The following is a 17,397-nucleotide window of genomic DNA, read 5'->3' on the forward strand; positions in this document are numbered from 1 at the left end:
ATTTTTTTTGAGATTATTCAGTAAAAGGGTGATGTTTGTTTTGATAAAAAAATTGCTATTCAACTCATTTACTATATTTTAAGTCTTCATGGTATTTAATTCTTTAGAATTTTTTATGTTCCTTCCAATGGTGTTTGTGCTCTATTGGTTTGTATTTAACAAACATTTAAAAGGACAGAATATTCTCTTATTAGTTGCTAGCTATGTGTTTTATGGTTTATGGGATTGGCGTTTTTTGTCGCTTATTTTACTAAGTACCATCGTTGATTATTTTGTAGGACTGCGGATTTACAATACGGATGACTCCTTAAAGCGAAAGCGCTGGCTTTGGGTAAGTGTCATTTTTAATGTTGGGCTTTTAGGATTTTTTAAATACTTTAATTTTTTTGTTGATTCTTGGATTGATTTTTCATCATTTTTAGGATATAACATAGAAAGTCCTTGGATGTTGCGTATCATCTTACCCGTAGGTATCTCATTTTATACCTTTCAAACCATGTCGTATTCGTTTGATGTGTATTATAAAAAATTACAGCCGACTACCGATTTTTTATCGTTTGCTGCCTTTGTAAGTTTCTTTCCGCAATTAGTGGCGGGTCCCATAGAACGAGCCTCCAATTTATTATCGCAAATCACTAATCCACGCCAATTTAATTATCATCAAACCGTTAGTGGTTTAAAATTAATTTTATGGGGTTTATTTAAAAAAGTTGTTATTGCGGACTCTATAGGTCCTATCGTGGATGATATTTTTGCCAATTATACTGCCTATCCAGCATCAACTCTTGTTTTAGGAGTCACCTTATTTAGTTTCCAGGTGTATGGAGATTTTAGTGGCTATTCAGATATTGCCATAGGAACCGCCAAACTTTTTGGTATTGAATTGATGTCTAATTTTAAGTTTCCCAATTTTTCCAGAAACGTCGCGGAATACTGGCAACGTTGGCACGTTTCTTTATCAACCTGGTTTCGGCATTATGTTTATATACCTTTAGGAGGTTCTCGGGTTAGCAAACTAAAATCAGTTAGAAATATTTGTATTGTATTCTTAATAAGTGGATTTTGGCATGGTGCTAATTGGACGTTTGTATTTTGGGGAGGTTTTCATGCGCTGGCTTTTATCCCCGTGTTCTTAATGGGAAGAAATACAATTTATAAAGATTCTGTAGTAGGGCAGAATACCTTTTTTCCTTCACTAATAGAAATAGGACAAGTTCTGTTAACCTTTGGAATTGTAACCTTTTCAAGAATATTTTTTAGGTCGGAATCTATAACAGATGCTTTTCAATTTATAAAACGCATCGTTACAGATTGTTCATATGCTCCCTATAATCATCCCATGGGTTATCGTATGATTGACTATTATATATTGATAGCCTTGTTTGTGTTGTATGAATATCGTATTAGAAAAGATGAGCGTGCACCTTTTAAGTTTAAATCGAAAGTGGTTAGATTTATTTTTTATACCATAGTCGTTTTAGGAATGCTCCTGTTTTATGATGATCAAGTAGATCGATCGTTTATTTACTTTCAGTTTTAGAAATTATGAAACAGTTATTCTTCAAAATAGCAATTTATGCGTTTCTAATATTACTTGTATTAGAGGGGATCATTCGTATTTTTCACTTAACCAAAGATTATCCTGCTCGGTATGTCGATAGATTAGGTGTTGAAAAGTGGGTACCAGATCAAGAGGGCTATTCGGTTACAGGTATTAGACGGCAAAATTTTTCTAAGTATAACATCAATGATTTTGGATATAACTCTTACAGAGAGTTTAAACCCACCAACGATAAGTTTGAAATTGCATTAGTAGGCGATTCTTTTGTTGAAGGGTTTCATCAACATTATTATAATTCTACTGGAAAAAAAATAGAAAATTTACTCCATGGTATTGAAGTTTATGAATTTGGGTATGCAGGCTATGATTTTGCTGATGAACTGCATTTAATTCATAAATACCAAGCAACCTTTGATTTAATTGACCATGTATTTATAGGTCTAAAATTTGAAAATGATTTACATCGAGGTGAGTATAACATCGTTCCAGACCGAATAAAATTAGAATCTCCTATGTATCGCTCTTTACGCAAGATAAAATTGTTAGTGTATTTACAAAATATAGGGGCTTTTAGTGCGGCTAGAGAATTAACCAGAACCCTGCTTTCTTTTGGTCAAGACAATCCGGATGCAGCTATAATCGAAACAGAAAGCAAAGAATCTAAAAAACAACGCTATTTAAGTTATATTTCAAACTTTGAATCATTAGTGAATACCTATGGTTACAATAAAAAACGGTATACATTATTAATCAATAAAACACACACTCCCATGGTATTTTTAACGTATTTAGACTTACATGGTTTTACCTATTTGGATTTTTCAGAATCCTTCCAAAAATCTGTCAGACCCACTACATTAATTTATGATATGCACTGGAATGATCATGGGCGGGATATAATTGCACAACTTATTTCTCAATATTTACAATCAGAATTTAACGACAACCTTTTAAAATAATGTATTTTTGAAATTATTTTAAAAGGTAAAAAACTACGTAACCTTAACTTATGAATATATTAATAACCTCAGCAGGCAGAAGAGTCTCATTAGTTAGAGCTTTTCAACAAGAATTAACACAATTAGTTCCTGATGGTTTAGTTATGACGACAGATTATAATATTAAACTCTCGGCTGCTTGTCATATCTCAGATAAAGCTTTCAAATTGCCTTTAGTGACTGATCCTTCGTATTTAAATCTGCTTCTAGAAATTTGTTTAGCCAACGATATCAAGCTGATTATCCCAACCATTGATACCGAGTTACTATTGCTTGCCAAAAACTTAAAACTTTTTCTTAAAAATGGGATTACACCCATTGTTTCCTCGAAAGCCTTTATTGATGTTTGCAGGGATAAAAGATCTATGAATGCTTTCTTTATACAAAACCAAATACAAGTTGCTAAAGAATATTCAAAGTATGATTATACGCTGCCTTTATTCATCAAACCACTTAATGGTAGTCGAAGTATAGATACGTTTATTATTCATTCTCATGAAGACTTAACAGAGTATCATTTTAAAAATAACAATTTAATGTTTTTAGAGTATTTAGATCATGACTATTATGAAGAGTTCACTTGTGATTTATATTATGACAGATATCATGATTTAAAATGTGTGGTCCCTAGAAAACGTATTGAAGTGCGTGATGGCGAGGTTAATAAAGGCCTTACTTGTAAAAATAACTTAGTAGACTATATTTCAACCCATTTATCGCATATAGAAGGTGCTATAGGCTGTTTAACCTCACAATTTTTTAAACACAAAGAGACTGGTCAGATTTATGGCATCGAGATTAATGCTCGTTTTGGAGGCGGGTATCCCTTATCGCATTTGTCGGGTGCCAACTATGCAAAATGGCTTATTAAAGAGTACCTATTTAATGAGGATGTTAAGTTTTTTAATGACTGGGAAGACCAATTATTAATGCTACGTTATGATGATGAAATACTAGTTCATGGATACAAAGACTAATACCATACTTATATTTGATTTGGATGATACTCTTTACAAGGAGATTGATTATTTAAGCTCCGCCTATAAAGAGATAGCCTCTTTTATCTCAAAAAAGGTAACTAAATCTTCCGAGCAGCTATGGCAAGAGATGCTTGCCTCGTATCATCGCGGCGATAATGTGTTTCAGGATATCATTCAAAAACACCAACTTACCGATGTATGTATTGAGGATTTTATCACTAGGTATCGGCACCATCATCCGCATATTCAACTCACATCCTCAACCAAACAGTTTCTTGCGAGTGTAAAAGAACAGGTATTTAAAGTAGGTTTAATAACCGATGGAAGAAGTGTACAACAACGACATAAACTTAAGGCTTTAGGATTGTTGAATTATTTTGACACGGTTGTTATTTCTGAGGAGTTTGGATCAGAAAAGCCCAATAAGGCTAACTTTAAGTATTTTGAAGACACCTATGGCATTAACTTAGACTATATTTATGTAGGAGACAATACGGCTAAGGACTTTATTGCCCCTAATACGTTAGGATGGCAAACGTTCTGCCTTTTAGATGACGGCCGTAATATTCATAAACAATCCTTTGATTTAGAACCAAGCAAATATCCCAACCATTGTATCAGAGATTTATCTGATATAGCACATATTTTACCCCTAACATATAATCCTCATGAAATTACTAGTTCATAACATTTCTAACGATGCAGATTTTAATTTGTATTTAAAACATGTTGAATCCTTTGACATTATTAATCCGTTTTATAAACTGTTAGGTGCTAACTTAAATGAAATTAAGGAAGACGTTGTACGTTATTTTGCCTTTGTTAAAAAGGATGATGATACTATTTTAATTTTAATGCCATTTATCTTTCGAAAAGTCCCTTATCAAGATCAGGAGGAGACTTATTATGATGTTATTTCTCCCTATGGTTACAGTGGTCCTTTGTTTAATGAGTCGATGTCAAGGGGTTATCTCATCTTATTTTGGGAAGCTGTTGATGCCTGGTACAAACAAAACTATGTGGTATCAGAGTTTATTAGATTTAGTTTAAATCATAATTTCCAATTTTATTCGGGAAAATTAATACCTACTTTGACTAATGTAAATGGACGTTTAATTGATGAAGAGGCGCAATGGGCTGGCTTTAAACCAAAGGTTAGAAATAATTATCGAAAAAGCTTAGAGCATAACTTGACGGCAAAATTTATATGTGACGGGATTACCGATGAGGATATCGATGTTTATTATACGATTTATATTACAACTATGCAGCGTATTGGGGCTCATGACACCTATTTTTATTCTTTAGAGTATTTTAAAAAAATTATAAAACTTAGTAAAAATAACTTTGTTGTTGTGCTTATTTATAAGGATGATATGGCTATTTCGGCAGAGTTGATTTTAATAGCAGGCGATACCCTATACTCGTATTTAGGAGGTACACTCGCAGATTATTTTAAATATCGCCCTAATGATTTTTTAAAAATAGAAGTTATGAAATGGGCTAAGAAACATGGATATCGCTATTATTTACTTGGTGGTGGTCGCAGCGATGGAGATAGTTTATATCAGTACAAAAAATCTTTTTTCCCTGATGATAAAGACACCATCTACTATACGGGAAGAAAAATAGTTAATGAAAAGATGTATCAAAAACTAGATGCCATTATGAATGCCAAGGTGATTAGCGAGGATAGTCAAACTGAAGTGCCACAAACTAAAGAGGATATCCATTATTTTCCATCCTATAGAAAGCCTGTTACAAAAACATAAATCTCTCTCGTCCTTTATTAAAGATACACATCTCCGGCCTCTCTATTTTTTATGGGTTTAGCAGGAACTCCATAGGCTATTTTATATGACTCTATATCGTTAAGAACCAATGCTCCAGCGCCAATAACGGTGTGTTCCCCAATATGAATTTTACCAATAAGGTTAGCTCCTAATGAAATGGCGGTATGATTTTCTATCATAACATGCCCTCCCAACGTAACTCCTGGGGCTATACTTGAAAACGCTTTGATGGTACAATCATGACCAACAGACGCTTTGGTGTTTACTATACAATGTTTACCTATTTGAGTGTCACAGTTTATAACTACACCTGCAACAATAACACTGCCCTCCTCAATATCTACCTGTTTGCCAATGATGGCGCTGGGATGAATGGCTACTATAAATTTAAAATTTGATGTAAGATTTTCAATTTTATGTACGAGTTGAGACCGTTTCCAGTTATCACCAACAGCTATAAGACCACCATAAATATCATGTTTCTCAATTAAATTAGGAATATCGTCTTCTGTCCCTAATATGTTGTATCCTAAAAGTTGAGTTCCTATGTCTTTAAAAGAATCTATTAAGCCAAAAATTTGATAGGTATTTTGTCTTTCAATAATGTCTATAACTACTTTGGCATGGCCAGAAGCTCCAATTATTAGAATTTTTTTCATTTGTAAAGATATTTCACTTAAAGATTTGGGTGCTATTTATTGTTGATAATAGAGGACGTATATGATATTTTTTATTCAATTTTATTTTGAATACAAGACACTAAATCACCTATATTTTTCATACTCCATAATTCGTCTAATTCAAATTCAATATTAAATTCGTCTTCAATTTCAGTAATAATCATCATATGGGTAGACGATTCCCAACCATCTACATCATGAGTCGTTGTTGATTCAGATAATTCAAAGTTATCATGTTCAAGTATTTTAGTAAAAACGGCTGTAACTTTTTCTAATATGTTATTATTCATATTTTTCTTTAATTATTTTTATCATTTCATTTCTATTAATTTTCCCATTCACATTTAAGGGTAATTTAAGAAAGAATGCAATTTTTGATGGAATCATGTAGTCTGGTAATATGGTTCTTAATTCATCTAAAAACTTTTTAGTTTTGAATTTTGGACTCTCAATAGCTAATGCAATTTCATTATTTCCAATTTTATTTTCAAAGATTATTGCCACTACATTTAATTCAGAAAGTATTTTTTTTACATGAAACTCAATCTCTGATAGTTCCACCCGATACCCCTGCACTTTAGCTTGAAAATCGATACGTCCTAAATAGGTGATATCGCCTTCAGTATCTTTTTTACATAAATCACCTGTTTTATAAAATCGTTTTTGTTCGTTATTTATTGTTACATTAAAAAACGCTTTTTTATTGATGTCGTCATTTTTCCAATACCCTCTTGTTAATTGGGGACCACTCAGGCATAATTCTCCGAGATGATTATTCGGTAACGGATTATTTTCAAAATCTACAATAATCGTTTCGGTCGTTGTCATCTCTTTACCAATCGATAAAATACCATTATGAGATTTATTAAATCCGTTGGGATTATAGGTATAATTTGTACAGTATATCGTGCACTCTGTTGGACCGTATACATTAGCTATGATTGCATTTGGCACACATTTGCTCCAGGCTTCTGTAATATCTAAATGAAGGGCTTCTCCACAAAACATGCTATATTTTAAATTTTCAAAATGTATTTTACTAAAATAGGGGCGGAGTGAATGTAACACAGACGGCACCATGAGTGAAAACGTGAGTCTATGCCGTGTCATGACTTTTAGCACTTCCAAATATTTTATATTATTACTTCCAAGCGTATATATGCAAGCTCCTTTTAGTAAGGGCGCTAGATATGATACTACCGACAAATCAAAGGTTAAATCGAACATTTGAAGACATCTATCAGAAGACTCTATAGGATACTTTAAATCCTCAAAAGCCTGCATAAAATAATTTAAATTTTTATGAGTTATTTGGACCCCTTTAGGGTTTCCAGTCGTTCCAGAGGTAAAAAAGATATAGGCCAAATTGTCTTCTGAATAGTTTGAAATCGTTAAAGTATCGTCATTTCCGATTAATTTTTTTGAATTAATTAATAAAAACTGTTCATAATCTGTGTTTTCTGAAGAATCTATAATAGTATGAATATCAGACTGTTTTATGACATTTAAATTTCTGTTTTTTGGCGTTTCAGGATTAAGCGGAACATACGCTTTACCCTCTAACCATAACGCAATAATAGACGCATAGGTTTCTAAATCGTTATTAGCAATTAAGCCAACATTAAGGTCCGTTATGTTAATATGCTTTTGAATAGCTCGTTGAATCTTAGAGACACATATAGCAAACTCTTTGTAGGTATATAAGGTATCTTCAATACAAAATGCGTTGTTAGCATTATCTTTTATCGAGCTTACTATTTGTTCTAAAATTGTCATATAGAAATTTTTTAATGAAACCTACCGTCTCTATCCGTTACTATGATGTCTTCAAAATTCAAATCCATATTTTTATGTGATATGGTCTTTTTCTCAATTTGGTAGGTAAAAACAGGTTTATATTGTTTTTTTATTAATTGTGTCACTTTAGAATCATCTGTAATCATATAACTCGCTTTAAATTTAAAAAAGTGTTCCAATAGTGCCGCAACACATTTTTCCTCATAATTATCATTTTTACATAAAAAATATTTAAGATAAAATACAAAACCATCTAAGATATACGATATAAATCCTATTAACTCATTGTTTTCAATTATTTTAAATGTATAAGAATAAATGTTTTTACTAAAGCCTGTTGTGGAGTATGAAAACTTAAATTTCTTAGGAATAGGCGTTTGCGTATATTGTGAATTATCTATGTGCCAATTGACATAGTCTTTTGATTTTACAGTAAAATCATGTTGACATCTTTCACTTAGGAACGTCCATGTTTCATCATCCAATTTGTTTATATACTCATAGGTTAAAAGACTAGTTCTCTTTTGCGATTGTTTCGTATTGATGTAATTGATGCCTTTAATTATTGTTTTATTACAGAGTATAATTAGCCACTTGAAATATTTAAAAACAGGAAATCTACTCAATATTATATTAGTTTCTAAGTCAAAAAATATTGTGTATCGTAATCGTTTATTGATAATGTTAAAAGGTCCTTTTGCAAAAAATTTATTGGTGTTTTCGAGGTAAGAATTTAACAGCAGATTTTGATTTAAAATTTTCACCGTTTTGTTAAAGATGTAGGGGCCTAAGATTTCATCTTTACGATTTGAATCCACCCACCATATATGAACCCAGTTTATTTTAGATACTTGATGGTCTTTAGTTTGTATTCTATCAGGAATAATTAAGGTGTAAGCTACAATGTCATTGTTTTCTAATCCAATTACAGCAACATAGTCATCTTCTTCAATACGCTCATTTTTTAATAACCATCGCGCTTTACTTTTAGGCATGGCTACTTCCTTGTTTTGCCAATAGGTATTTAAGTCTAAGGCTTCTCGTAACTGCTTTTTTGTGACTGATATTATGTCCATTATTCGCTGTTATATTGATGGTTCCATGAATTTATTATTTTTGAAATATATAACATATCTTTTTCGTTATAACGAAAATCAACATGAATATTCATAAAGAATTGCCATGTATAGTCTATCTTATTATCAGGCCATAACATGGAAGGATATATATTATGTGAGACTAAATAGGATTTTAAAGCTTTGCAGGCAGCCTCATCTTTAAAAACTAAATCACAACCAAAGGCTGTATATCCAGATCTTTTGAGTACTTTAAACTGTGGACTCTCCTCAAGATGATCATACAGTACTTTCAAATTATTCTCCTTTATTTCTAAAGTATTCCATTTTAACCACGACTCGATATAGGATTTATGTTCGTTTTTAAGTCGTACAAACCTAGTATGCTTATTCAATTGGTCTTCAACCTCATAAAATAGTGGTCCATAAATATCCGAGCCACTTTGCGTTTTGTTTTCAATATAATCGGACTTTATGGTCATAGCTTGCAGCATCCGTTCCCAAATTTTATAAAAGGCATCACCCTCTTTAAAATCAAAGGTGTCGTCGGTTATTGTGTTGTTGGGTTTCCAATAGATCCCTCCTAACGGAATGGGTAAGGACTTTCGTAAGGACACAAAACAATAGTCCGCTTTGCTATTTAGACAAGCTTTGCTTAGCCATCCGTGGGAATGATCTTCAATAATTACTGGAGAATCCTCCTTTTTTTCAGTCCGCATCGTGCTCAAGCCCCAATAATTATTGATAATCACCACATCGTTTGTTTCTGCAAATTCCGATATGTTAACCCTATCTGATGAAAAATCAAAGGGATTGAGCTTATATAAACTAATGTCTGGATATGATTTTTGTATCCAATGTAGGGTATGTTGGCAATAGTACTCGGGAAACCAAATTTTAGTTATCTTCTTTTCAGCATTTATCTGGTTTAATATATAGAGTAGGGCCTGCCTACCTGTATAAAACAGCTCGTACTGAAATGGTAGCACAATCTCATTACCCGTGTCTAGTTTTAAGATTTCACAATGAAAATACGATCCGATGCCTTCTTTTTTTACCATAGTTGCTTATTCGTTAGCTCCCCCCGTAAAGGTGGTCATGTTTAGAGATTCTGAATTATTGACCCCTTCCTTAACAATTACTTTTTTTACTGTTAACAGTAAAATTTTTATATCTAATAAAAAAGACAAATGATCTACGTACCAAACATCATACTCAAACTTTTTTACCCATAGCAGTGTATTTCTACCATTCACTTGTGCCCACCCTGTAATTCCAGGTTTTACATCATGTCGTCTTTTCTGTGTCTCGTTATACAACGGTAGATATTGCACCAGTAAAGGTCTTGGTCCCACCAAACTCATGTCGCCTTTAAGTACATTAATTAATTGCAAGAGTTCATCTAAGGAATATTTTCTAACAAACGCCCCAATTTTAGTCACTCTTTGGTCAAATGGTAAAAACTCGCCCTGTGCATCTTTTTTATCATTCATGGTTTTAAACTTAATCAGCTTAAATACTTTTCCATTTTTACCGGGACGCGGATGAATAAAAAAGGGTTTGCCTTGATTTGCAATGATCAACAATAGCATAGTGGCTATGATAATGGGTGATAATAGCGTAATGGCTATAAGGGATACCATGATATCTATGAGTCTCTTAAAAAATAATTTATACATTCCTTTGCTTATTTTAAACACTTTACAGAATTTCAAATATAAAGTTTAACTGAGGCTCGAAGGTCTAATTCAGTAAATATTCGTTATGAGTTCCTGTTTTTTCGATAAGGTTGCTACCTCTGTAGTTATATCATTCGTTTTATGCTCATGAACCATTATTTGATTGTATACTTGTTTACCATCATTTTTCTTTTCCCCGAGGCTAATAAAGGAATTTCATTGACGTATACACTATGAATGATGGCTTGGTGACCCAAATAGCCTTTTAATTCATTCAACAAATCAAGCTCTCTCTTAAATTCGCTGGTTGCATTTAATTTTAGAGTGTATTCGTTTTGTGTTTCCTGAATTAATTGTCCCTGTATGACCCCACTATAGTTTAAAAGGCAGGACATAATTAATGGCGACACCATCTTGCCTTGGGTGTTAAACACGATATCCGACTGACGCCCTTCCACTTTTTTTAAAACAGGCGGTGAGACGCTCGTGTCCATCGCGCCTACATCACCTGTATCGTAGCGTATCATGGGTAACGCATAATTAAATAAATCGGTAATGACAATGCGCCCTAACTGCCCCTCTTTGACGGGGTTGTTGGTATCAAACTCCAGTATTTCAACCAGGTAACTCGCCCAATTTATTTTAAAATCGGTTGTGCCATCAGGCATTTGTTGCGCTATGATGCCGTTTTCCCAATTGGAATATCGAGATACGGTAGGCGCACCAAAGTATCTCGACATGCTTTGTTTTGTGTAGTCGTTTAAACTCTCAGAAATCGCAATAATGGATGTAACATTTGTGTTTATTGGGGGCGTCTTAATTTTGTCCAGATATTTGCAAATAGCTTCAAATCCCGAGGCATAGCCCAGCCATCCTTTACGTGAGGGGTCTGTCTTGATGTGTTCGATTAATTTTTTTAAATAGGCATCGTTTAATTCTATCACATTTACGGGATGGATATTTTGTTTCCAAATCTGTATGCTTTGTTTTTTTAAATAAGCCACCCATAGTCTTACATAATATAGTTTGTATCCCAATTTAAACCCTGCCAGTTCAGAAAAATAAAGCGTGTCTGCTGTATTTCGTTGTTTTTTATTGCTATCTTGAACAATCTCCAAGGTGGCTCCGGTTGACCCACTGGTTTTAACCGTGACTATTTTTTTACCACTAAACGCCTGAGAAAGCATATTTTTTTTATGTTCTCTAATACTGGTTTTATTGATAACAGGAAAGTCCTGTACTGTTTTGGCATGCTTATAATTTTTGTAAAACACGGTTGTTTTTACGGCATGCTCTAACAACATTTTTAGTGCGTCGTCTCGTTTTTGTTTTGAATATGAACTCTCAAACTGTTCTAAAATAAATCTAATATCCTTATAATGTTTTTTGACGTTGCCACCTTTGAGCCTATCTAAACTCCAAAACAGGCTATATCGTAGATTTTCTAAAGCCCTCAGAACATATCTTCTCATTTTTTTATTTCGGTTAAGATGTTCTGTATGTGTTTGTTTTTTAGATATCCGCCATAGGCCACATCGGTGACATGTAAACTCGGATTGTTATTTCCTTCTATAACCAAAGGCCCTTTATCAGTGATCGCTATATCCCAACCAATTATTCTATTCGGGAAATAGGTAGTTAAACGCTTTGCTAACGCACAAGCTTCATGAAAAAAGGGAACCTGAAACCCGTTCAATTCAAAATGTGTATCTGGATGCGTTACAAATACACCACCCCCTTCAATAATATCCTGTCTACCCGGTGCTTGCAAGGTTCCTGATGGACTGACGGCGATATAGAAGCCACCCGTATGGGTATTATCGGTGATGCTGTTTCCTATTCCAAAACGCATAAGTACCGAGAGTACGTGTGGTGTATTTGAGGTATCGATATAGGTGTCCAATCGTAAGGTATTAATGGATTTAGAATTAATTTTATCAATATCTGCGTGCTGTTTGATACGTTCTTGATAGAGATAGCAATTGTTAAGGAGGCTCTCGCCATAGGTTTCTATCTGTGTTTCTAATAGGTTTTTCTCCAGTAAAAAACAGCCAAAACCGCCCGAACCACTTAGGGGTTTTACAAATAGGGTCGTCCTTTTTGATGTTTCAAACAGGTTATTGAAAAAATCAATCAGGTCCTGCTTTTTAGTCCTCAGGCTATTGGTGTCTTTATAAAAAAACTGCTGTCTTAAATTGTATGCTATTACTTTAGGAATCGGTAACTTATAGGTTTCGCATAGTTTGTAAAAACTTAATTTATTATCCAATAAGTTTGATATTTGAGGGAATACTAATTTTTTGGATGTAATAATGCTGTTAAATTGATTCAAGGATAGATACTGCTGATAGGCTACCACATCCTTTCTGTATAGAAATTTTCTAACATAATCGGTCGGAACTTCTTTTTTTAGCCATGCAAAATACAATAGTTCTTTAAGCATTCGTAGCCCCCCTTTTTTATCGGGGTCTTTAAAAAAGACATTTAAATGTTTTAGTCTAGAAATCATCGTGCTCAATAGAACTTAATTAAGGGTATTATATTCGTCTAATAAAGCTTCCCAAACGACTTTACGTTCAAAATTCGATACAATATGCGCTCTGCATTTAACCCCCATGTGTTTGGATGCTGTTTTATGGTTTAAAATAAAGCTCATAGCCGTATATAAAGCTTCTGTATCTTTTACAGGAATAATTAAACCAGTTTCTTTATGTTTAACAATTTCATTACATCCATTAATGTCTGTAACAATGCACGCTAATTCCATAGCCCCAGCCTGCATAACCACATTAGGAAACCCTTCTCTATAGCTAGGAAATGTTAGGGCGTCAGAAATTGCAAAATAAGGGCGTACATCATCAACCCATCCTGGAGATAGAATATGTTGATTGGTTTCAATGGCTCTTAAGGTTTCTGGAAGCAAGGGGTCTAAGTCGTTTTCATAAGTCCCCACCAACAACAATTTTATATGTTGATGCTCTTGACAAAGCTTATTAAAAGCAACTATAAGCTCATTAATTCCTTTGTCCGTCACTAAACGTCCCATAAATACAAATACAAAATCTTCTTCAGCTATCTTTAACTCTTGTTTAAGTTTATGAATCTCATCGCTGTTTTCATAGGCTTGAGGATTGAAGTAAGTTGTATCTATCCCGTTAGAACTCCCGTTGGCAATCACTTTTAATTTATTTTTCGTTGTGAATTTATTTTGTAATATAATATCTTGTAATCCAAAGGAATTTGGATATATTCTCGTGGCGCAACTGTAGGTTATTTTTTCCACAGCATTCAAAAGCCAGCGTTTACTTCCCGTAGCCTCTACCAAAGGCAGTCCTGCTATGGTGTGCAGTCTGTACGGTACGCCTGCCAGTTTAGCCGCTAACATGGATAAAGTTCCAGCTTTAGGGGTATGAGAATGGACGATAAACGGTTTTTCTTTTTTAAATAATTTATAGAGTTGCCATACTGCTTTTAAATCTTTTATGGGCGTAATCTTGCGCGTCATTTCAACGGCTATTGTAGGGATTTCCTCCAATTTAGATACCATCTCCAATTGATTTTTATTGTTTGAAGACACTCCCAGAACCTCAAAATACTGGGACATGAACTTTAGTTGTCCCGTAAGGAGGCCGCTTAACGAGAGGGGAACTGTGGTAATTCTGATTAATTTTTTTTTCATATGGATAGATTCGAAGGTCTGGGTTATCTAGTTTTGAACAAATATATAAAAGTAATTTGGTACCGATTTATTTTTTCGTTTTATTACGTTGGTTAGATGGTTAGCTGGTTAGCTGGTTAGCTGGTTAGATGTTAGAAGTTAGAAGTTAGAAGTTAGAAGTGAGAGGTTAGATGGTTAGAATTTAAAGTTAGAAGTAAGATATTAAATATTAAAAGTTAAAGGGTTAGATGAAAGTAGTGAATTTTTAAAGTCAAAATGTATCATTGTACGTCACTGCGAGGAGGAACGACGTGGCAGTCTGTTTGTTTCATAGTGAGAGGTGAGAAGTGAATCGAGAATCGTGATAAATCTTTATATGGTTAGATTATTGAATACTAGAAACGAAAAGAAATTAATCATGAGATTACTTCGCTGCGCTCGTAATGACGGTATAGAACGTCACTGCGAGGAGGGACGACGCGGCAGTCTTTTGATTGGAGTTACAATCATGAGATTACTTCGCGTTGCTCGTAATGACGATTTATTAGTTTAAAAAACGAGAATTAAGCCAGGGGACACTAGGTTAGGAGAGCTATACTTAAACGACAAGAGGTCTTGTTATACGTCATTATTAAACTTATAGTTAAGACCTCTTTTTAATTGCCGTTATCATGATGCGCTATACCATATCAATAATATGCAGGGTATTAAAGGCTCCATTATTTAAGGTGTATTGTATGCCATTAATTTCTTGAAAGAAACTAATTTTTAACACAAACATGATTTGACCCGAGCCTTCCGGTATGTTATCAGGAGCTGTATTAATATCAACTGATGTCCCATTTAAAGGGATATTAACTTCCGGACTTACTTGTAAGTCTTTTTCAGAGGTTGTAAAATCTATGCGTAATGCGGCAGACATTACACTTACATGGGTGGCTCCACTGGGGGCATTGAGTTGCTTTAAGGGATTTAAATTAGCAATACTAATACCTCCCGTGGTTGTATTTAGCTGGTAGTCGGCTAATAACACACTATTTAATTTGGCATTACTGTTAAAATCAAATCCTTTTAAGATGGCTTGCCCTTCAGGAGTTGCGATTCCAATACCAACCTGTCGGCTTCCTCTTACCGATGTGCTATCGGTATTTTTTATTTGCGACAAGATTTTTACCATACGTGCTGTTAGGGTACTGTCTTTTACATCTGCCAACAAAGGCGTAAGAGCTTGCCGAAACACTTTGCCGCTTTTGGCGATGTGTCCGAACTCCGTCCCATTTTCACGAGTACGAATGAATGCAGGATCGTTGTCAATGCGGTTTTTCGAAACGCCTCCTTTGGTGCGTACTAAATAACCGTCTTTACCTTTGTAGAAGGTCATCCCATCCAGGGTTCCTTCAATTTTAATGAGGCTTTTTAATTTGGCCATGGTTTTAATTGTTTTATGAGTCTGTTATCTATTTTTTAAGACTCGGTTACTACTAATCATTTTTGTAAACAGGATGATTTAAATTCTAAATGAGCTCCTTTAGAGTTTTGCTATCGCTGAATGACATTTCAAAAGTATATCAGGATTAAAACTGTTCGAGTTGGTTTTTATGTTTTTGGGAGTTATGACTTGTTTTAGTTTAAACTCGTTAGATTTTTAGCTATTTCTATTTATTAGCTATTTTTTTAGTATCTGTAGAAATTGTAGTATTTGTAGTTTTTTATACTTTTTATTATGATCTGTATTATTTTGTACATTTTTAGTGGTTTTGCATTTTTAACAGTCTCATACTTTATCCATACAGTATCCATAGAGTATCCATAGAGTATCCATAGGGGATCTATGGGGGGGAGAAGGTTAGATAGTGAGATAAATAGATCTTTAGATGGTTAGAAGTGAGAAGTGAGAAGTGAGAAGTTAAAAGGTTTAGTTATAAAGTTGGTGAAGAACGTCACTGCGAGGAGGAACGACGCGGCAGTCTTTTGATTTGAACTTGCATCATGAGATTACTTCGCGTTGCTCGTAATGACGGAAATGAACGCCACTGTGAGGCGGGACGACTTGGCAGTCTGTTTGTTTAGTAGTGAGAGGTGTTCTCGATACATTTTTTGTTGTTGATTTGTTAATGTGTTTATTTAGTTATTTGTTGGTTCTCGATACAACCTGTGTCGTTCCTCCACAGGTCACTCGAACTGACACAGAGGATCAGAGGTTATTTAAAAACTAAATGTCACTTCGAGTGGATTTGTGTTGTGCAACGGAACAAATATGTATCGAGAAGCAATGCACTAAAAATAGTTCTCGATACGATTCTCCTGCGTCGAATCACTCGAACTGACAAGGTTCTCGATACAACCTGTGTCGTTCCTCCACAGGTCACTCGAACTGACAAAAAAAACTACCATTGTCACTTCAAATGGTTTTCGAAGTATGAGAAAATTGTATCGACAAGCAATGCACTAAAATTAGTTTTCGATACGATTCTCCTACGTCGAATCACTCGAACTGACAAGGTTCTCGATACAATCTACGTCGTTCCTTCGTAGATCACTCGAACTGACAAAAGCGTTAATACTGTCACTTCGAGTGGATTTGTGTAGTGCAACGGAACAAATTTGTATCGAGAAGTCTTATTTTTAAGGCATGAAAACATACTACGTTTATATTTTAAAATGCTCAGATAACACCTATTACACAGGGATTACTTCAAATCTTGAACAAAGAGTCATTGAACACCAATCTGGTAAATATAAAGATAGCTACACGCATTCAAGAAGACCTGTTTCATTGGTTTTTTATTCTGAATTTACTGAACCTACAAAAGCTATTGAAACAGAAAAACAAATTAAAAAATGGTCTAAAGTAAAAAAAGAGGCATTAATTAATAATGAGTTTGAAAAGCTACCAAATCTTTCAAGGAAAAAATTTAAATCGTAATTGTTCTCGATACGATACTCCTACGTCGAATCACTCGAACTGACAGGGTTCTCGATACAACCTGTGTCGTTCCTCCACAGGTCACTCGAACTGACAAAGGGGATAAGAATGGTTATTTAACAACCTAGATGTCACTTCGAGTGGTTTTCGAAGCATGAGAAAATTGTATCAAGAAGCAATGCACTAAAAATAGTTCGCGATACAATTCTCCTACGTCGAATCACTCGAACTGACAAGGTTCTCGATACA

General features: G+C 34.2%; 16 protein-coding genes. 6 read left to right on the forward strand and 10 right to left on the reverse strand.

Annotated features, from left to right (window positions below; genetic code table 11):
• Nucleotides 1-88 precede the first annotated feature (88 nt).
• The 5 genes from G5V56_RS14575 to G5V56_RS14595 are packed head-to-tail and all read left to right on the forward strand — an operon-like array spanning nt 89 to nt 5,311.
• The gene (locus tag G5V56_RS14575) at nt 89-1,540 is read left to right on the forward strand and encodes an MBOAT family O-acyltransferase (protein WP_166966362.1); all 1,452 of its coding nucleotides are present in this window, start codon (nt 89-91) and stop codon (nt 1,538-1,540) included.
• A gap of 5 nt (nt 1,541-1,545) precedes the next feature.
• A complete protein-coding gene (locus G5V56_RS14580) occupies nt 1,546-2,520 on the forward strand; it encodes a hypothetical protein (protein WP_166966365.1) in 975 nt (324 codons plus the stop codon).
• A gap of 50 nt (nt 2,521-2,570) precedes the next feature.
• Complete coding sequence (locus G5V56_RS14585; RefSeq protein WP_166966368.1) at nt 2,571-3,536, forward strand: ATP-grasp domain-containing protein; 966 nt, start codon at nt 2,571-2,573, stop codon at nt 3,534-3,536.
• Nucleotides 3,520-4,227 carry an HAD family hydrolase gene (locus G5V56_RS14590; RefSeq protein ID WP_166966371.1) on the forward strand — a complete coding sequence of 236 codons (708 nt, stop codon included), beginning with the start codon at nt 3,520-3,522 and terminating at the stop codon, nt 4,225-4,227. The genes G5V56_RS14585 and G5V56_RS14590 overlap by 17 nt, the downstream gene beginning before the upstream one ends.
• Nucleotides 4,208-5,311: a lipid II:glycine glycyltransferase FemX gene (locus G5V56_RS14595; RefSeq protein WP_166966374.1), complete on the forward strand. Its 1,104-nt coding sequence runs from the start codon at nt 4,208-4,210 to the stop codon at nt 5,309-5,311. The genes G5V56_RS14590 and G5V56_RS14595 overlap by 20 nt, the downstream gene beginning before the upstream one ends.
• Nucleotides 5,312-5,328: 17 nt before the next feature.
• On the opposite strand, the gene G5V56_RS14600 is transcribed toward G5V56_RS14595, so the two are convergent.
• The 10 genes from G5V56_RS14600 to G5V56_RS14645 form a co-directional block, all read right to left on the reverse strand.
• Nucleotides 5,329-5,991, reverse strand: coding sequence for an acetyltransferase (locus tag G5V56_RS14600; protein WP_166966377.1), 663 nt, complete (start codon nt 5,989-5,991; stop codon nt 5,329-5,331).
• A gap of 71 nt (nt 5,992-6,062) precedes the next feature.
• Nucleotides 6,063-6,302, reverse strand: coding sequence for an acyl carrier protein (locus tag G5V56_RS14605; RefSeq protein WP_166966381.1), 240 nt, complete (start codon nt 6,300-6,302; stop codon nt 6,063-6,065).
• Complete coding sequence (locus tag G5V56_RS14610; protein ID WP_166966384.1) at nt 6,295-7,788, reverse strand: AMP-binding protein; 1,494 nt, start codon at nt 7,786-7,788, stop codon at nt 6,295-6,297. Before G5V56_RS14610 ends, G5V56_RS14605 begins: the two co-directional genes overlap by 8 nt.
• A gap of 11 nt (nt 7,789-7,799) precedes the next feature.
• Nucleotides 7,800-8,885 carry a hypothetical protein gene (locus G5V56_RS14615; protein ID WP_166966387.1) on the reverse strand — a complete coding sequence of 362 codons (1,086 nt, stop codon included), beginning with the start codon at nt 8,883-8,885 and terminating at the stop codon, nt 7,800-7,802.
• The gene (locus tag G5V56_RS14620; RefSeq protein ID WP_166966390.1) at nt 8,885-9,946 is read right to left on the reverse strand and encodes a hypothetical protein; all 1,062 of its coding nucleotides are present in this window, start codon (nt 9,944-9,946) and stop codon (nt 8,885-8,887) included. The genes G5V56_RS14615 and G5V56_RS14620 overlap by 1 nt, the downstream gene beginning before the upstream one ends.
• A 6-nt stretch (nt 9,947-9,952) precedes the next feature.
• Nucleotides 9,953-10,564 (reverse strand): sugar transferase, encoded by a 612-nt coding sequence (locus tag G5V56_RS14625; RefSeq protein WP_166966392.1) that lies wholly within the window; start codon nt 10,562-10,564, stop codon nt 9,953-9,955.
• Between the two features lie 155 nt (nt 10,565-10,719).
• Nucleotides 10,720-12,036 carry a phenylacetate--CoA ligase family protein gene (locus G5V56_RS14630; RefSeq protein ID WP_240911329.1) on the reverse strand — a complete coding sequence of 439 codons (1,317 nt, stop codon included), beginning with the start codon at nt 12,034-12,036 and terminating at the stop codon, nt 10,720-10,722.
• A complete protein-coding gene (locus G5V56_RS14635) occupies nt 12,033-13,007 on the reverse strand; it encodes a sugar-transfer associated ATP-grasp domain-containing protein (RefSeq protein WP_166966394.1) in 975 nt (324 codons plus the stop codon). The genes G5V56_RS14630 and G5V56_RS14635 overlap by 4 nt, the downstream gene beginning before the upstream one ends.
• An 81-nt stretch (nt 13,008-13,088) precedes the next feature.
• Nucleotides 13,089-14,243: a glycosyltransferase family 4 protein gene (locus G5V56_RS14640; RefSeq protein WP_166966396.1), complete on the reverse strand. Its 1,155-nt coding sequence runs from the start codon at nt 14,241-14,243 to the stop codon at nt 13,089-13,091.
• A gap of 658 nt (nt 14,244-14,901) precedes the next feature.
• A complete protein-coding gene (locus G5V56_RS14645) occupies nt 14,902-15,651 on the reverse strand; it encodes a hypothetical protein (protein WP_166966398.1) in 750 nt (249 codons plus the stop codon).
• Nucleotides 15,652-16,854: 1,203 nt separating this feature from the next.
• On the opposite strand from G5V56_RS14645, the gene G5V56_RS14650 reads away from it, so the two are divergent.
• Nucleotides 16,855-17,148, forward strand: a complete 294-nt coding sequence (locus tag G5V56_RS14650) for a GIY-YIG nuclease family protein (protein ID WP_166966400.1) — start codon at nt 16,855-16,857, stop codon at nt 17,146-17,148.
• Nucleotides 17,149-17,397: the final 249 nt, after the last annotated feature.

The organism is Yeosuana marina, assembly GCF_011762485.1.
GTDB classification, from domain to species: Bacteria; Bacteroidota; Bacteroidia; order Flavobacteriales; family Flavobacteriaceae; genus Yeosuana; species Yeosuana marina.